At 65.4% G+C, this 15135-nt stretch carries 15 protein-coding genes and 1 pseudogene; 15 read left to right on the top strand and 1 reads right to left on the bottom strand.

What is annotated here, in order from left to right; genetic code table 11:
* Window positions 1–8 precede the first annotated feature (8 nt).
* The 4 genes and pseudogenes from DES45_RS05830 to ligD all read left to right on the top strand — a co-directional run bounded on the left by DES45_RS05830 (window position 9) and on the right by ligD (window position 4412).
* Window positions 9–1151 carry an ABC transporter permease subunit gene (locus DES45_RS05830; RefSeq protein ID WP_114769051.1) on the top strand — a complete coding sequence of 381 codons (1143 nt, stop codon included), beginning with the start codon at window positions 9–11 and terminating at the stop codon, window positions 1149–1151.
* A gap of 1 nt (window position 1152) precedes the next feature.
* Window positions 1153–2787: an ABC transporter ATP-binding protein gene (locus tag DES45_RS05825; RefSeq protein ID WP_114769050.1), complete on the top strand. Its 1635-nt coding sequence runs from the start codon at window positions 1153–1155 to the stop codon at window positions 2785–2787.
* 41 nt (window positions 2788–2828) lie between these two features.
* Window positions 2829–3476: pseudogene (locus DES45_RS26315) on the top strand (DNA polymerase ligase N-terminal domain-containing protein); the annotation flags it as partial.
* A 54-nt stretch (window positions 3477–3530) separates the two neighbouring features.
* Entirely contained in the window at window positions 3531–4412 is an 882-nt protein-coding gene (ligD, locus tag DES45_RS26310) for a non-homologous end-joining DNA ligase (protein WP_425374268.1), read from the top strand.
* 6 nt (window positions 4413–4418) lie between these two features.
* Here ligD and DES45_RS05815 read toward each other — a convergent pair whose 3' ends face one another.
* Window positions 4419–5054 carry a glutathione S-transferase family protein gene (locus DES45_RS05815; protein WP_114769048.1) on the bottom strand — a complete coding sequence of 212 codons (636 nt, stop codon included), beginning with the start codon at window positions 5052–5054 and terminating at the stop codon, window positions 4419–4421.
* Between the two features lie 141 nt (window positions 5055–5195).
* Between DES45_RS05815 and DES45_RS05810 the strand changes: the two genes are divergently transcribed.
* The 11 genes from DES45_RS05810 (at window position 5196) to greA (ending at window position 15115) form a co-directional block, all read left to right on the top strand.
* Complete coding sequence (locus tag DES45_RS05810) at window positions 5196–6020, top strand: polyphosphate kinase 2 family protein (RefSeq protein ID WP_114769047.1); 825 nt, start codon at window positions 5196–5198, stop codon at window positions 6018–6020.
* A gap of 29 nt (window positions 6021–6049) precedes the next feature.
* On the top strand, window positions 6050–6856 hold the full coding sequence (locus DES45_RS25025) for a GNAT family N-acetyltransferase (RefSeq protein ID WP_170151404.1): 807 nt from the start codon (window positions 6050–6052) through the stop codon (window positions 6854–6856).
* Between the two features lie 44 nt (window positions 6857–6900).
* Window positions 6901–7737 (top strand): universal stress protein, encoded by an 837-nt coding sequence (locus tag DES45_RS05805; protein ID WP_170151403.1) that lies wholly within the window; start codon window positions 6901–6903, stop codon window positions 7735–7737.
* 15 nt (window positions 7738–7752) lie between these two features.
* Window positions 7753–8667 carry an SMP-30/gluconolactonase/LRE family protein gene (locus DES45_RS05800; protein ID WP_114769045.1) on the top strand — a complete coding sequence of 305 codons (915 nt, stop codon included), beginning with the start codon at window positions 7753–7755 and terminating at the stop codon, window positions 8665–8667.
* An 85-nt stretch (window positions 8668–8752) separates the two neighbouring features.
* Complete coding sequence (locus tag DES45_RS05795; protein ID WP_114769044.1) at window positions 8753–9670, top strand: DMT family transporter; 918 nt, start codon at window positions 8753–8755, stop codon at window positions 9668–9670.
* An 88-nt stretch (window positions 9671–9758) separates the two neighbouring features.
* Window positions 9759–10949 carry a substrate-binding domain-containing protein gene (locus tag DES45_RS05790; protein ID WP_114769043.1) on the top strand — a complete coding sequence of 397 codons (1191 nt, stop codon included), beginning with the start codon at window positions 9759–9761 and terminating at the stop codon, window positions 10947–10949.
* Window positions 10950–10967: 18 nt separating this feature from the next.
* Entirely contained in the window at window positions 10968–11732 is a 765-nt protein-coding gene (locus tag DES45_RS05785) for an ABC transporter ATP-binding protein (protein ID WP_114769042.1), read from the top strand.
* A complete protein-coding gene (locus DES45_RS05780; RefSeq protein WP_114769041.1) occupies window positions 11725–12450 on the top strand; it encodes an ABC transporter ATP-binding protein in 726 nt (241 codons plus the stop codon). Before DES45_RS05785 ends, DES45_RS05780 begins: the two co-directional genes overlap by 8 nt.
* The gene (locus DES45_RS05775; RefSeq protein ID WP_114769040.1) at window positions 12447–13469 is read left to right on the top strand and encodes a branched-chain amino acid ABC transporter permease; all 1023 of its coding nucleotides are present in this window, start codon (window positions 12447–12449) and stop codon (window positions 13467–13469) included. Before DES45_RS05780 ends, DES45_RS05775 begins: the two co-directional genes overlap by 4 nt.
* Window positions 13466–14587, top strand: coding sequence for a branched-chain amino acid ABC transporter permease (locus DES45_RS05770; RefSeq protein WP_114769039.1), 1122 nt, complete (start codon window positions 13466–13468; stop codon window positions 14585–14587). The genes DES45_RS05775 and DES45_RS05770 overlap by 4 nt, the downstream gene beginning before the upstream one ends.
* 63 nt (window positions 14588–14650) lie before the next feature.
* Window positions 14651–15115 carry a transcription elongation factor GreA gene (gene greA, locus DES45_RS05765; RefSeq protein ID WP_114769448.1) on the top strand — a complete coding sequence of 155 codons (465 nt, stop codon included), beginning with the start codon at window positions 14651–14653 and terminating at the stop codon, window positions 15113–15115.
* The last annotated feature ends 20 nt before the right edge of the window (window positions 15116–15135 follow it).

Below are 15135 nucleotides of genomic sequence, written 5' to 3'. Positions count from 1 at the left end.
GGCGTGCCATGGCTGAAGGCGCCGTACTTCCCGTCGAAACCATGAAGGACACGGTCACAGGGCGCTCGCTCTGGGCCGAGGCACGAGGACGGCTCGCCCGCAACCGGGCCGCCGTCACCAGCATCGTGGTCCTGGCCGCGATCGCGATCGCCTGCATCTTCGGACCGTTCTTCACAGGCCATCCCTTCGACAGGGTCTATCCCGACTACGTGAAGGTGCCGGCTTCCCTCGAAGCCTATCCCAAGGCCGACCAGATCGAGCCGAACATCGAGCGCATCGGAGCCCGGGTCCGCGCCAAACCGGAAGGCATCGCCATCAACGGCGACACGGTCCGCATGACCCTGGTCAGCTCGAGCAGCCGCCCCATCGACGAGCGTCTCCTGGCCTATTTCGAACGCTCGGACCTGTTCGGCACGGCCCAGGTGGCGGAACGCCAGGAGGAGGGCCGCCGGCTGGTGATCGACGTGCCGGTCAAGCGCCAGTACTTCCTGTTCGGGACCGACACCAACGGACGCGACCTCCTGACCCGCACCATGAAGGCGGGGCAGATCTCTCTGGCGATCGGCCTGCTCGCCACCTTCGTGGCGATTCTCATCGGGGTGATCTACGGCGCGACATCAGGCTATCTCGGTGGGCAGGTCGACCTCGTGATGATGCGCGTCGTCGACATCCTCTACTCGCTGCCCTTCATCTTCTTCGTGATCATGTTGGTGGTGTTCTTCGGCCGTAACTTCATCCTGATGTTCATTGCGGTCGGCGCCGTCGAATGGCTCGACATGGCCCGCATCGTCCGCGGCCAGACCCTGTCGATCAAGCGCCAGGAATACGTGCAGGCTGCCGAGGCTCTGGGCGTCGAGACCAAGGGCATCATCCGCCGCCACGTGATCCCGAATACGCTTGGTCCGGTGGTCGTCTACATGACGCTCCTGGTCCCGAAGGTGATCTTGCTGGAGAGCTTCCTGTCGTTCCTGGGGCTGGGCGTCCAGGAGCCGAACACCAGCCTCGGCGTGCTCATCTCGGAGGGCGCCAAGAACATCCAGGGCGCCACCTGGATGCTGATCTATCCGTCCATCACGCTCGTCGCGATCCTGTTCTGCCTCAACTTCATCGGCGACGGACTGCGCGACGCGCTCGACCCGAAGGACCGCTGACATGGCCGAACCTGTTCTCACGGTCCGAAACCTCCACGTCCGCTTCCGCACCGGCGACGGCATCCTGCACGCCGTCAAGGGCATCGATCTCGACGTGAACCCCGGCGAGACCGTCGCCATCGTGGGTGAATCCGGCTCGGGCAAGAGCCAGACCATGATGTCCGTCATGGGGCTTCTCGCCTCCAACGGCTGGGCGGAAGGCTCGGTGAAGTATCGCGGCGACGAGCTCGTCGGCCTCTCGCCCGACAAGCTCAACGATTACCGCGGCTCGAAGCTCACGATGATCTTCCAGGAGCCGATGACCTCCCTCGATCCGCTCTACCGGATCGGCGACCAGCTCGCCCTGCCGCTCATGGCCCATGGCCGCATGAGCAAGTCGAAGGCCCGGGCGCGCGCCATCGAACTGCTGGAGCTCGTGCGCATCCCCGACCCTGCACGGCGGATCGATGCCTATCCGCACGAGATGTCAGGTGGACAGCGCCAGCGCGTGATGATCGCCATGGCGCTCGCCAATAACCCCGACGTGCTGATCGCCGACGAGCCGACGACTGCGCTCGACGTGACGGTCCAGGCGCAGATCCTCGAGCTGCTGCGCGACCTGCAGAAGCGCCTCGGCATGTCGATCGTGTTCATCACCCACGACCTCGGCATCGTGCGCCGCTTCGCCGACCGCACCTATGTGATGAAGCGCGGCGAGGTGGTGGAGAGCGGCGGGACGGGCGAGATCTTCTCGGCCCCGAAGCATCCCTACACCCGGATGCTGATCGATGCCGAGCCGACCGGGCGCAAGGAACCGGTCTCGATGAACTCGCCCCTTGTGCTCGACGCCAAGAACGTCGAGGTGCAGTTCACCCTCAAGTCCGACTTCCTCGGCCGCCCGACCCATGTGCTGCGGGCCGTCGACGGCGTCAGCCTGTCGGTCCGGGCCGGCGAGACGGTAGGCGTGGTGGGGGAATCCGGCTCCGGCAAGTCGACCCTCGGCCGGGCGATCTTGAGGCTCCTGCCGGCCTCCGGCATGGTCCGCTTCGAGGACCGCAACCTGATGCCGCTCGACCGGGGCGGCATGCGCCCCCTCCGCCGCCATCTCCAGCTCGTGTTCCAGGACCCGTTCGGATCGCTGTCGCCCCGCATGACCGCCGGCGAGATCGTCACCGAGGGCCTTCTGGTCCATGAGCCCAGCATCTCGCGCAAGGAGCGCGACCGCCGCGCCTCCCAGGCCTTCGAGGAGGTGCGCCTCGATCCGGCCTGGCGCAACCGCTTCCCGCACGAGTTCTCGGGCGGCCAGCGCCAGCGCATCGCCATCGCGCGGGCCATGATCTTGCACCCGAAGCTCGTCGTCCTCGACGAGCCGACCTCGGCTCTCGACCGCTCGGTCCAGAAGGAGATCGTCGAGCTCCTGCGCGACCTCCAGCGGGCCCATAGCCTCGCCTACATCTTCATCAGCCACGACCTTGCGGTCGTACGCGCGCTCTCGGACGAGATCATGGTCATGAAGAGCGGCAAGGTGGTGGAGCGCGGCACCGCAGAGGAGATCTTCGAGCGGCCGAAGGAGGACTACACCCGCGACCTGATCGCCGCGGCCTTCCTGCATGAGCGCACTCCGAGGGCACCCGCGGGCGAACCGCTCGCAACCTGAGGGCTGGAACCGAAAGCCGGGCGCGGATTTGACTCCGCGCCATGGCAAAGCTCGCTCCCTATCGCGCCAAGCGCGATTTCACCAAGACCTCCGAGCCCGCGGGCAAGGCCGCCCGCAGGACCGGGTTCTCGTTCGCCGTCCAGAAGCACGAGGCCTCCCGGCTCCACTACGACTTCCGCCTCGAGCTGGACGGCGTTTTGAAGAGCTGGGCGGTCGCCAAGGGACCGAGCCTCGTCAAGGGCGAGAAGCGCCTCGCCGTCCATGTGGAGGATCACCCGGTCGATTATGGGGATTTCGAAGGCACGATCCCGGAAGGCCAGTATGGCGGCGGCACCGTGCTGCTCTGGGACCGGGGCACCTGGGAGCCCGAGGGCGATCCGCACGAGGGCTACGACAAGGGCCGTCTGACTTTCCGGCTCGACGGCGAGAAGCTCCGTGGCACCTGGCATCTCGTGCGCATGGCGAAGCGCCCGCGGGAGCGCCAGGAATCATGGCTCCTGATCAAGGCCGAAGACGCGTTCGCCCGGAGCGAAGACGATACGGATATTCTCGAGGAAGCGCCGCTCTCGGTGAAGACCGGCCGCGCCATCGAGGAGATTTCCGGCAAGCCATCCAAGGCTGCCCCCAAGAAGCGGGCCGCTGCGAAAAAATCCGCCACCAAGGCCGATCCACCGAAAGGTGCCACGAGGCGGGCATCATCTTCGGCGACAGCCAAAGGCGACCACCGTGTCGACGTTGCCGGCGTGTCCATCTCCCATCCCGACCGGGTGCTGTGGGAGGAACAGGGCCTGACGAAGCAGGAGCTGGCGGAGTTCTATGTCGGGATCGCCGACTGGATCCTGCCGCATCTCGTCGACCGCCCCCTCACCCTCATCCGCTGCCCGTCCGGCTCGGCGAAAAAATGCTTCGTCCAGCGGCATTCCTGGGCCGGACTGAGCGATTTCATTCACCGGTCGATGGTGTCCGACGACAAGGATGGCAAGCAGGAAGTGCTTACCGTGCGGGACATCCAGGGCGTGGTGGCGCTCGTTCAGTCCGGCGTGTTGGAGATGCACATCTGGGGCGCGACCCTCCAGGACCTGGAGCGGCCCGACCGGCTGATCTTCGATCTCGATCCGGGCGAGGGCGTGGACTGGCCCCAGGTGATCGAGGCCGCAACCGCCGTGCGCGAGCGTCTGAAAGGCATGGGCCTCGTGAGCTTCGTGAAGACGACCGGCGGCAAGGGCCTGCATGTGGTCGTGCCGCTGACCCCCCGCGCGGCTTGGAAGGACGCGCTGGCCTTCACGCGCGGCTTTGCCGAGGCCATGGCGGCCGACGAGCCCGACCGCTACACCACCACCTCCGTCAAGCAGGAACGCGAGGGCCGCATCTTCATCGACTACCTGCGCAACAACCGCGAGGCCTCGGCGGTCGCTCCCTATTCGACGCGGTCGCGGCCGGGCGCTCCCGTCGCGACACCGGTTTCATGGGACGAGCTGACGCCGGATCTGAGGCCGAACGGGTTCACCGTCGAGAACCTGCCCGAGAGGCTTCGCAGGCTCAAGAAGGATCCGTGGTCCGATCTGCCGTCGATCGACCAAACTCTGCCGGAGGCGAAGAGCACCCGGCGCAAGGCCAAGCGCTAATCCGTCTTAGATGTAGGGTGCTTGGATGCCTTCGACCCGGAAGGCTTCCTGCACGGCCGGCCGCGCCAGGACTCGATCGGCGAAGGCCCTCAGGTTCGGGATATCGCGCGGCGGACGCGGCATGCCTCGTCCCCAGCGGATCAGCATGAGGAGGAAGAGATCGGCGGCCGAGAACCGGTCGCCGAGCAGCCATTGCCGGTCGCCGAGCTGGTCCGAGATGACGTCGAACATGCGCTCGAGCCGCTGCCGGGCCGCTTCCTTCACGCTCGGCGCCGCCGCCTCGTCGCTGACGTGCTCGTGCGGGTAGAACCATGCGCGGTATTCCGCCTGCGGCGTGTTGGTGAGGTGCGCCATCCACTTGTAGAACTCTGCCCGTTCCGGCGTTCCGACGGCTGGAGCGAGGCCCGCATCCGGAAACTTGTCGGCGAGGTGCAGGGCGATGGCTGCCGTCTCGAACAGGACAAGGTCGCCGTCGACGAGGACCGGAATGCGGCCGTTCGGGTTGAGCCTTAGATAATCTGCACTCTTCTGCGCGTTCTGGCTCCGATCCACGAGGCGCATCTCGAAAGGCGCTCCGATCTCCCGCAGCATCATGTGCGGCAGCAGGCTGGCGTTGCCGGGAAAATAGTAGAGCACGAGCATTATGTTGGCCCTCGAATCCGTCGGTGATGCTCCTTTGGTAAGGTTCACGCCGGAGGCCGTAAAGATGCTTGCGGCCCCCATCCAGATCTTCCTTTCGCAGATGCATGCACTATCGTTCTGAGCGACGCTGGGAGGACGGACATGGCGGATCGTGGCAAGGAACTGATCGAAAAGCTCCGCGTGAAGCCGGGCAAGCCGTTCGATCTGAAGGATCGCGACCCCCGCGACAAATGCGGCTTTGACGATGATGAAGCGACGAAGACCGAAACGGAAATGGTCGCCCATGAGATCGACGCGCTTCAGGACCGGCTTTATGCCGAGGGACAGCGCGCCCTCCTGGTCATCCTCCAAGGCACCGACACCTCGGGCAAGGACGGCACGATCCGCGGCGTCTTCAACGCCACGGGTCCGCTGGGCGTGTCGGTCACGGCGTTCCGCCAGCCCTCCGAGAACGAGCTGGCACACGATTATCTCTGGCGTGTGCATGCGGTCTGCCCGAAGCGGGGAACGATCGGCATCTTCAACCGGTCGCACTACGAGGACGTGCTGATCGCGAAGGTGCGCGGCTTTGCCCCAAAGGAGACGATCGAGCAGCGATATGCCCAGATCAACGATTTCGAGCGCATGCTGACCGAGAACGGCACGGTCATCCTCAAGTTCATGCTCCATATCTCCAAGAAGGAGCAGGCCGAGCGGCTCCAGGAGCGCCTGGACGACCCGAAGAAGCACTGGAAGTTCAACGCCGGCGATCTCGACGACCGCAAGCTCTGGGACGAGTACCAGGACGCCTACGAGACCATGCTGAATCGCTGCTCCACTGCCTGGGCGCCGTGGCATGTGATCCCGGCCGACCGCAAATGGGTGCGCAACGCCGCCATCGCGTCGATCGTCAAGGCGACTTTGGAGGAGATGAACCCGACCTACCCGAAGGTCTCATGGGACCCGAAGGACTTTAAGGTCGTTTAGCGTCGATCCACAGGGACGTACGGAATCCGATGAAAGCGACCGATATCTTGAGCCGGTATGACAGGGAAGTGCGTTGCAGGACCGGCAGTCCGGCACCGGGTTTTCGCGCTGACCGAGTCGGACCGGTGATCCGCCTGGTCGGCCCCGACCCCGAGGCGCATGGCAATGCGGTCCTGTGGATCGATCCGGCAGCCGATGTCGGTTCAGCGATTGCCGAACAGATCGGCTATTTCAGCGCCCTGGGACACGCCTTCGAATGGAAGCACCATAGCCACGATGAACCGGCCGACCTCCCGGACCGGCTGCTCGCAGCGGGTTTCCGTCCCGAGGAGCCGGAAACCTTCGTCGCCTTGGATACCGCACTCGGCTTCGATGCGCCGCCAGTTCCGGAATCGATCAGGATCGAGCGTCTCGTCGAACCGTCCCGTCTGGGCGCCATCGCCACCGTGAACCAGGCCGTATACGGCGATGCCGCTCATGCCTCGTGGCTCGCAGGCACGATTGCACGGGAGAAGCAGGCGGATCCCGACAGCATCGACATCTTTGCGGCCTATGACGGCGACCGGCCGGTCAGCGTCGGTTGGATGCGCCACAAGCGCGGCGACAGTTTCGGCAGCCTCTGGGGTGGTTCGACACTGCCGGATTGGCGGGGCCAGGGCATCTACTCAGCACTCGTCGCCATCCGGGCAGTAAATGCGCGTGAGCGGGGATGCCGCTGGCTGACGGTGGATTGCAGCCCGATGAGCCTTCCGATCCTCAAACGGCGCGGCTTCCAAGCCCTCTCGGTCATCACCCCCTTCGTCTGGTCGCCGGCCAAGGATCGGGCACAACCTTGACCGTAGGGCTTGCCGAGGGGAGCTTTGAGCGCAAGAATACCGATATGAAAAGCATCCTCGTTCCCATCGAAGACCACGGCGTGGTCGAGCCGATCCTCGAGACCGCCCTTCTCCTGGGCCGAGCCTTCGACAGCTATATCGAGGGCCTTGCGATCACGCCCGATTATCCGGTCGTGCTCCCGGTGGACATCGCGATCGGTGTCCCCTCGCCTATCACACCCGAGAACCGCATGGAGATGTCGCGGGCCTGCCGGGAACGCTTCGAGGCCTTCATGGTGACGAAGCAGGTCCAGCGCGCCGCCGCCGGCCTCGCCACTCTCAGCTATGGCTGGCGTCAGGATGGCCTGATGGAGGACGCGTTCCTCGGTGCCTATGGCCGGGTCTTCGACGTCACCGTGGTCGGTCGCCCCGATGGCGGCAACGGCCAGACCCGTCTGTCGACCGTCGAGGCCTCCCTGTTCGAGACCGGCCGTCCCGTCCTCATCGCACCGCCGACCTTCCCGCAGACGCTGGGCGAAACGGTCGTGATCGCCTGGAACCGGAGCACCGAAACCGCCAGGGCCGTGCTCGGCTCGATCCCGCTTCTTGAAAAGGCACGCCGGGTCGTCGTGCTCGAACTGGAGGACTGGGGCGTTCCCGGCCCCTCCGGCGTCGAACTGGTCCGGTCCCTCGGCCGGCGCGGCATCCAGGCGGAGACGCTCACCGTGCCGGATCCGAACAACCGGCCGGGCGAGGTCATCCTGTCCGAAGCCGGTGCCCTCGGCTGCGACCTCCTGGTGAAGGGGGCCTATACGCAGAGCCGTCTCCGCCAGATGTTCTTCGGCGGCGCCACGAGCCACATCCTGAGCAACACCGCCATCCCCGTCCTGATGGCGCACTGAGCGGGCGGCCCCACGATGATCAGGGATGTCGCGGTGATCCAGGACGAGCGCTTCCGGCGTCTCGTCATCCCGACCGCCCGTCTCGAGAAACTGGCCGAGGGATGCCGCTGGGCCGAAGGCCCCGCCTATTTCCCGGCCGGACGCTATCTGGTCTGGAGCGACGTTCCGAACGATCGGATGCTGCGTTACGACGAGACGTCGGATGCGGTCAGCATCTTCCGGGCGCCGTCCCATTATTCCAACGGTAACACCGTCGACCGACGCGGACGCCTCGTCACCTGCGAGCACGGCACGCGCCGTGTGACGCGCACGGAGCATGACGGCACGATCACGGTGCTCGCCAGCCACTACCAGGGCAAACGCCTCAACAGCCCCAATGATGTGGTCGTAAAGTCGGACGGCTCGATCTGGTTCACGGACCCGGCCTACGGCATCGACTCCGACTATGAGGGTCATAAGGCGGAGAGCGAGATCGGGGCCTGCCACGTCTACCGCATCGATCCCCACAGCGGCGACGTCGCGATCGTCGCTGGCGACTTCGTGCGACCGAACGGCCTCGCCTTTTCGCCTGATGAGACAAAGCTTTATGTCGCGGACACGGGCGCGACCCATGTTCCGGATGGTCCGCGGCACATCCGTGTCTTCGATGTCGGCAACGATGGCCGCTTGAGCGGCGGCAAGGTTTTCGCCACCTGCACCAGCGGTCTTTTCGATGGTTTCAGGCTCGACGAAGCAGGTCGCATCTGGACCAGTGCGGGAGACGGGGTCCACTGCTACGACCCTGATGGAACCCTGATCGGCAAGATCCTCGTGCCCGAAGCGGTGGCGAACGTCGTCTTCGGAGGCGTGAAGCGCAATCGCCTCTTCATTTGTGCGACGACGTCCCTCTACGCCATCATGCTGCCGGTGAACGGCGCCAAGACCTTCTAGGCGCTCCCTCGAAGCAGTCGCTTGTCAATTGCGTACGGATCACCCATGGATGCGTCGCGCCGGCGGCGCTTGATCCGGGTTGCCCATGTCCCTGCCAGATACCTCCAAGATTCGCTCGGGCGTGCCCTTCGGCATCGCCCTGATGCTGCTCGGCGTTTTCCTGTTTTCCATGAACGACGTCATGGGCAAGTGGCTCGTCGCGACCTATTCCGTCGGTCAGGTCCTGCTCCTGCGCAGCATCGCCGCCTTGGCGGTCCTGCTGCCCCTCATGCGACGCCAGAGGGTTTCCTTCGCCATCCCGCCTCAGCCTGGCCTGCACGCGGTGCGGATCACCCTTTCGACGCTCGAAGTCGCCTGCTTCTACTGGGCCGTCACCTATCTGCCTTTGGCCGACGTGATGACCTATTACCTCGCGGCGCCGATCTACGTGGCGGCCTTTGCGGTGTTCTGGCTCGGCGAGCGGCTCGACTGGCCGCGGATCACCGCGATCGCCGTTGGCTTCGTCGGCGTGCTGATCGCCCTGCGCCCCTCGCCGGCCACGATCTCGCTGCCGGCGCTGATCGCCCTCGCGGGCAGCGTTTTCTATGCCCTGCTCATGATCACGACCCGCAAGCTGCGCGAGACCCACGACGCCACGCTCGTCCTCGGCCAGATCCTCGGGGCCCTGATCTTCGGCCTGGCGGCCGCCCCCTTCGCCTGGGTCAATCCCGGACCGCTCGACCTCGCCGGCCTCTTCCTTCTCGGCATCGTGTCGATGGCAGGCCATGCCTGCGTCAACCGCTCGCTCAAGGTCGCCCCCGCGTCGATCGTGGCGCCTTACCAGTATACGCTCATCGTCTGGGCCATCGTGCTCGGCTACATCTTCTTTGGAGATGTCGTCCAGTTCTGGACGCTGGTCGGGGCGGGCGTGATTTGCGCCGCCGGGCTCGGCCTTCTCATCCTCGAACGCGAAGCGGCCAAGCGCGAGCGGGACGTCGCACCGCCCATCCTTCCGGAGGCTTAAAGGCCCTCCACAGATGGTCCGAGAGTCGTCCTTGACAGTCGCGCGGCCGGAAGCGTGAATGACGTTATATAAGACAATGGGGAGTTCGATGCGCCTGACGCTCAATATTGCTGCCGCAACGGCAGCGCTTTTGCTGTCCTCCAGCGCCTTCGCGCAGGATATCAAGATCGCCTTGATCGCCGGGAAGACCGGTCCGCTCGAGGCCTATGCCAAGCAGACCGAGGCCGGCTTCATGATGGGGCTGGAATACCTCACCAAGGGCAGCATGGCGCTGAACGGTCGCAAGATCTCCGTCATCGTCAAGGACGACCAGCTCAAGGCCGATCTCGCCAAGACGCTGCTCGAGCAGGCATACAACGACGACAAGGTCGATCTTGCCGTCGGCACGACCTCGTCGGCCGCCGCGCTCGCCATGCTTCCCGTCGCGGAGGAGAACGGCAAAGTCCTGATCGTGGAGCCCGCCGTGGCCGATGCAATCACCGGCGAGAAGTGGAACCGCTTCATCTTCCGCACCGCCCGCAACTCGACCCAGGACGCCTACGGCGCCGCTGCTGCAATTCCGGCAAGCGGCGACGTCTCGATCGCGACGCTGGCGCAGGATTACGCCTTCGGCCGCGACGGCGTGGCGGCGCTCAAGAGCGCGCTTTCGCAGATCCGCCCCAACGCCAAGGTCGTGTTCGAGGAATACACGCCCCAGAATGCGACGGACTTCACCGCCTCGGCTCAGCGTATCTTCGATGCCCTCAAGGACAAGCCGGGCAAGAAGATCATCAACATCATCTGGGCCGGCCAGCATCCGCTGCCGAAGATCGCGGACCTGAAGCCTGAACGCTTCGGCATCGAGATCGCGCCCGGCGGCAACATCCTGCCCGCCATGCAGATCTACAAGAACTATCCGGGCATGGAAGGCGCCGTCTATTACTACTACGCCTTCCCGAAGAACCCGATGAACGACTGGCTCGTCGCGGAGCACCAGAAGCGCTACAACTCGCCGCCGGACTTCTTCACCGCCGGCGGATTCGCGGCGGCGTCCGCGGCCGTGACGGCCATCCAGAAGGCCGGCGGCACGGATCCCGAGAAGCTCATCACGGCCATGGAAGGCATGACCTTCGAGACGCCGAAGGGACCGATGACCTTCCGCAAGGAGGATCACCAGGCCCTGCAGGTCATGTATCACTTCAAGGTGAAGGCTGATGGCAAGGACGCGAACGACCTGCTCGATCTCGTCGACACCATCCCGGCCGACAAGATGCCGATCCCGGTCCGCAACAAGCGCTGATCGCCGGTGGATTCGACAATGACAGCGCCCGCGCTCGAGACGCGCGGGCTCACCATTCGTTTCGGCGGCCATGTGGCCGTCAACGACGTCTCGTGCCGGTTCACGCCCGGCACGCTGACCGCGATCGTCGGCCCGAACGGCGCCGGCAAGACGACCTATTTCAACCTCGTTTCAGGCCAGCTTCGCGCCAGCGCGGGACAGGTGCTGGTCGAAGGCGAGGACGTGACCACGCTCCCGGCGTCGGCCCGGACCAGGCGAGGCCTCGGCCGCGCCTTTCAGCTCACCAATCTTTTTCCCCAGCTGACCGCACTCGAAAATGTCCGCCTCGCGGTCCAGAGCCGCGCTGATGCCGGTTGGTCTCTCTTCAAGGTGTGGAACAGCCGTCGCGACCTGATCGAGAAGGCCGAGGCCGTGCTGGAGCGCGTGCGCCTGTCGGACAAGCGGCACGTGGCGCCGAAAGCCCTTTCGCACGGCGACCAGCGCAAGCTCGAGGTGGCGCTCCTCATCGCCATGGAGCCGAAGGTGTTCATGTTCGACGAGCCGACCGCCGGCATGAGCGTCGACGAGGTTCCGACCGTGCTCGAACTGATCCACGGCATCAAGCAACGCGGTGACACCACCGTGCTCCTCGTCGAGCACAAGATGGATGTGGTGCGTTCGCTCGCCGACCGCATCGTCGTGCTGCACAACGGCTCCCTCGTGGCCGATGGCGAACCGGCGGAGGTGATCGCCTCGCCCGTCGTGCAGGAGGCGTATCTCGGACTGGAGGCAGCCCGTGCCTGAGCCCCTGCTCCAGCTGGAGGCGGTCCAGACCCATATCGGCCCCTATCATATCCTTCATGGCGTCAGCTTCGGCGTTCAGACCGGCAGTCTGACGATGCTGCTCGGCCGCAACGGTGCCGGCAAAACCACGACCCTGCGCACGATCATGGGGCTCTGGCGGGCCTCGGCGGGCCGCATCCGCTTCGACGGGCGCGACATCACCGCGAGCGCCACACCCGACATCGCCCGCGCGGGTATCGCCTATGTACCGGAATCCATGGGGATCTTCACGGATCTCACGGTGCGCGAGAACATCGTGCTGGCGGCCCGGAGCGGTCCCATCGACAGTGCCCGGCTCGATTGGATGCTGGGGCTTTTCCCCGCGCTCAGGCGGTTCTGGAACCTTCCGGCAGGCAATCTCTCCGGCGGGCAGAAGCAGATGCTCGCCATCGCGCGGGCCATCGCGGAGCCGCGCAGGCTCCTGCTCGTCGACGAGCCCACCAAGGGGCTCGCGCCCGTCATGGTGCGCAGCATGATCGAGGCCTTCAAGGCACTCAAGGAGGCAGGAGAGACGGTCCTCCTCGTGGAGCAGAACTTTTATGCAGCGTCGGCGCTCGGGGACGACGTGCTGATCATGGACGACGGCCGCATCGTGCATTCGGGCCGCATGAGCGACCTCGTGGCGGACCAATCCCTTCAGCAGCGCCTGCTCGGCCTCTCCCTGGATGCCCACCAATGAGCGACATGACCGCCGACGCCACGACCGCTGCCGAGCTTCCGCGCACGAAGACGGACTGGGTTCCCCTCGCCCTCGTCCCGGCATTGGCGCTCCTTGCGCTGCCTTTCGTCGGTGAGCCCTCCACCTGGGTGACACTCACCGTCGCGGGCCTCGCCATGGGCATGATGATCTTCCTCATGGCCTCGGGCCTGACCCTTGTGTTCGGCCTTATGGACATCATCAATTTCGGGCACGGCGTGTTCATCTCGCTCGGAGCCTACGCGACCCTTCTGGTGCTCGGCCCCCTCGCCGGCTGGGCGCAGGCCGACTCGGTCGGACTGAACCTCGCGCTGCTCCTTCTCTGCATTCTCGTCGCCATGGCGGTGACCGGGGTCGTCGGCGCCGTGTTCGAACGCGTGATCGTGCGCCCCGTCTATGGCAGCCACCTCAAGCAGATCCTGGTCACCATGGGCGGGCTGATCGTCGCCGAACAGGCGATCCATGCCATCTGGGGCGCCTCCCCGATCCCGATTCCGCTGCCCGAAACCTTGCGCGGTGCCTTCGTTCTGGGCGACATCGTCATGGAGCGCTATCGCGTGGTCGCAGTCGCCGTGGGTCTGACGGTGTTCGTCGCCATGCAGCTCATGCTGAACCGCACCCGGATCGGCCTCCTCATCCGGGCTGGGGTCGAGAACCCGGAGATGGTCGAGGCTCTCGGCTACCGGATCAAACGTCTCTTCGTAAGCGTCTTCGTGGCAGGCTCCGCACTCGCGGGCCTCGGCGGCGTGATGTGGGCCTTCTACCGTCAGACCTTGACGGCCGGCATGGGCATGGAGGTGATGGTGCTGGTTTTCATCGTCATCATCATCGGCGGCCTCGGCTCCGTCGGGGGCTGCTTCGTCGGCTCGATCCTGGTCGCGCTGGTCGCCAACTACGTCGGCTTCCTGGCGCCGAAACTGGCTCTGATCTCCAATATCCTCGTCATGGCTCTGGTGCTGATCTGGCGCCCGCAGGGCCTCTTCCCGGTAGCACGCCGATGACCGCGACCTCCGCCCCGACGAACATTCCCTTCGACGAGACCAAGGTCCGCAGCGGCGTTCTGCAGAGCCTTCTCTCCTCCGATCCGCCCCGGTCGCGGGTGCTGTCTCTCATCCTTGTGGCGATTCTGTTCCTGCTTGCGGCAACGCCCTTCCTGTTCTCGGGCAGCCAGCCGCTCAGCACGGCCGCCAAGATCTGCGTCTTCATCGTGCTCGTCGCGAGCTACGATCTTCTGCTGGGCTATTCGGGCATCGTGTCCTTCGCCCACACCATGTTCTTCGGTATCGGCGGGTACGGCGTCGCCATCGCCCTCGAGCGCCTTGGAGCGGCCTGGACGTCTGTGGGGATCGGCCTCCTGGCCGCCCTGGCGCTTTCGGCTGCCCTCGCGGCTGCCATCGGCCTTTTGTCCCTGCGCGTTCGTGCGATCTTCTTCTCCATGATCACCCTGGCGGTCGCCTCGGCGATGGCGGTGCTCGCATCGCAGCTTTCGGAGATCACCGGCGGCGAGGATGGTCTCTCGTTCCAGTTGCCTCCGGCGCTACGCCCGGCCTTTCGTCTCCTGTCCGAGCCGGTCTTCGGCACGGCCGTCAACGGCCGCCTTCTCGCCTATTACCTCGTGTTCTTCGTCTCGTTAGGCGTGTTCCTGCTTCTGCTGCGCGTCGTGAACTCCCCCTTCGGGCGGGTGCTGCAGGCCATTCGCGAGAACGAGTTCCGCGCCGAGGCGCTGGGCTACCGCGTCGTGGCCTACCGCACAGCCGCGTCGGTCATTTCAGCCCTCGCCGCCACCGTCGCCGGCGCCCTCATGGCGCTCTGGCTCCGGTACAACGGCCCGGACACCACTCTGTCCTTCTCAATCATGATCGACATCCTGCTGATGGTCGTGATCGGCGGGATGGGAACCATGTACGGTGCCGTCATCGGCGCGGCGCTGTTCGTCCTGGCGCAGAGCTACCTTCAGGTTCTCATGGAGGCGGGAAGCTCCGCCGTCGCGGGCGTCCCGATCCTCCCGAACTTGATCCATCCCGACCGCTGGCTGCTCTGGCTCGGAGCGCTCTTCATCGTCAGCGTCTACGCTTTCCCGGGCGGAATCGTCGGTAGGCTGCGGCAGCGCGGCAATTAAGGGTTGCCACCCGCAACTTAGCCGGCTGCCGTTCGTTTCCCTCCGGGAGCGGAGGGATGCATGATGAGCAGTGCCTTTGTTCGTGAGCCTGAAGGTGGAGAGGCCTTCGAGGACCTGCCGGATCGGCCGGTGAGCCCTCACCATCTCGTCACGCCGTCCGGCTTGGCCCGGATGGACGAGGAGATCGAGGCCTTGAAGCGGCGCCTCGCCGGGGCGCAGGCGGTTGACGACAAGGCCGAAGTCGCGCGCGTCTCGCGCGATCTCCGCTACTGGAACCATCGTCGCCTGACGGCCGAAATGGTGCCGCCACCGAGCGACAAATCCCATGTCCGCTTCGGCTCCTCCGTGAGCTTCGAACGCAAGGACGGGCGAATCCAGACCTACAGGATCGTGGGCGAGGACGAGGCGGATCCCGCCAAGGGAAGCATCTCCTACGTGTCTCCCCTGGCGCAGGCGCTCATGGGCAAGGAGATCGGAGACGTGGTGATCGTCGCCCAGGGCGAAGCCGAGATCGTGGAGATCCGCTAAATACCACGCAGACAGGAAGC

The organism is Microvirga subterranea, assembly GCF_003350535.1.
In the GTDB taxonomy this organism is placed as follows: Bacteria; Pseudomonadota; Alphaproteobacteria; order Rhizobiales; family Beijerinckiaceae; genus Microvirga; species Microvirga subterranea.
Note: the sequence above shows the minus strand (reverse complement) of the source record. Positions and strands in the feature narration are given on the sequence as shown.

Bases quoted from the DNA above. Each gene is read 5' to 3' on its own strand.
- DES45_RS25025 (WP_170151404.1), top strand. From the start codon at position 6,050: ATGAAAGCGACCGATATCTTGAGCCGGTATGACAGGGAAGTGCGTTGC.
- DES45_RS05800 (WP_114769045.1), top strand. From the start codon at position 7,753: ATGATCAGGGATGTCGCGGTGATCCAGGACGAGCGCTTCCGGCGTCTC.
- DES45_RS05795 (WP_114769044.1), top strand. From the start codon at position 8,753: ATGTCCCTGCCAGATACCTCCAAGATTCGCTCGGGCGTGCCCTTCGGC.
- DES45_RS05805 (WP_170151403.1), top strand. From the start codon at position 6,901: ATGAAAAGCATCCTCGTTCCCATCGAAGACCACGGCGTGGTCGAGCCG.
- DES45_RS05785 (WP_114769042.1), top strand. From the start codon at position 10,968: ATGACAGCGCCCGCGCTCGAGACGCGCGGGCTCACCATTCGTTTCGGC.
- greA (WP_114769448.1), top strand. From the start codon at position 14,651: ATGAGCAGTGCCTTTGTTCGTGAGCCTGAAGGTGGAGAGGCCTTCGAG.
- DES45_RS05830 (WP_114769051.1), top strand. From the start codon at position 9: ATGGCTGAAGGCGCCGTACTTCCCGTCGAAACCATGAAGGACACGGTC.
- DES45_RS05810 (WP_114769047.1), top strand. From the start codon at position 5,196: ATGGCGGATCGTGGCAAGGAACTGATCGAAAAGCTCCGCGTGAAGCCG.
- DES45_RS05770 (WP_114769039.1), top strand. From the start codon at position 13,466: ATGACCGCGACCTCCGCCCCGACGAACATTCCCTTCGACGAGACCAAG.
- DES45_RS05790 (WP_114769043.1), top strand. From the start codon at position 9,759: ATGCGCCTGACGCTCAATATTGCTGCCGCAACGGCAGCGCTTTTGCTG.
- DES45_RS05815 (WP_114769048.1), bottom strand. From the start codon at position 5,054: ATGCTCGTGCTCTACTATTTTCCCGGCAACGCCAGCCTGCTGCCGCAC.
- DES45_RS05775 (WP_114769040.1), top strand. From the start codon at position 12,447: ATGAGCGACATGACCGCCGACGCCACGACCGCTGCCGAGCTTCCGCGC.
- DES45_RS05825 (WP_114769050.1), top strand. From the start codon at position 1,153: ATGGCCGAACCTGTTCTCACGGTCCGAAACCTCCACGTCCGCTTCCGC.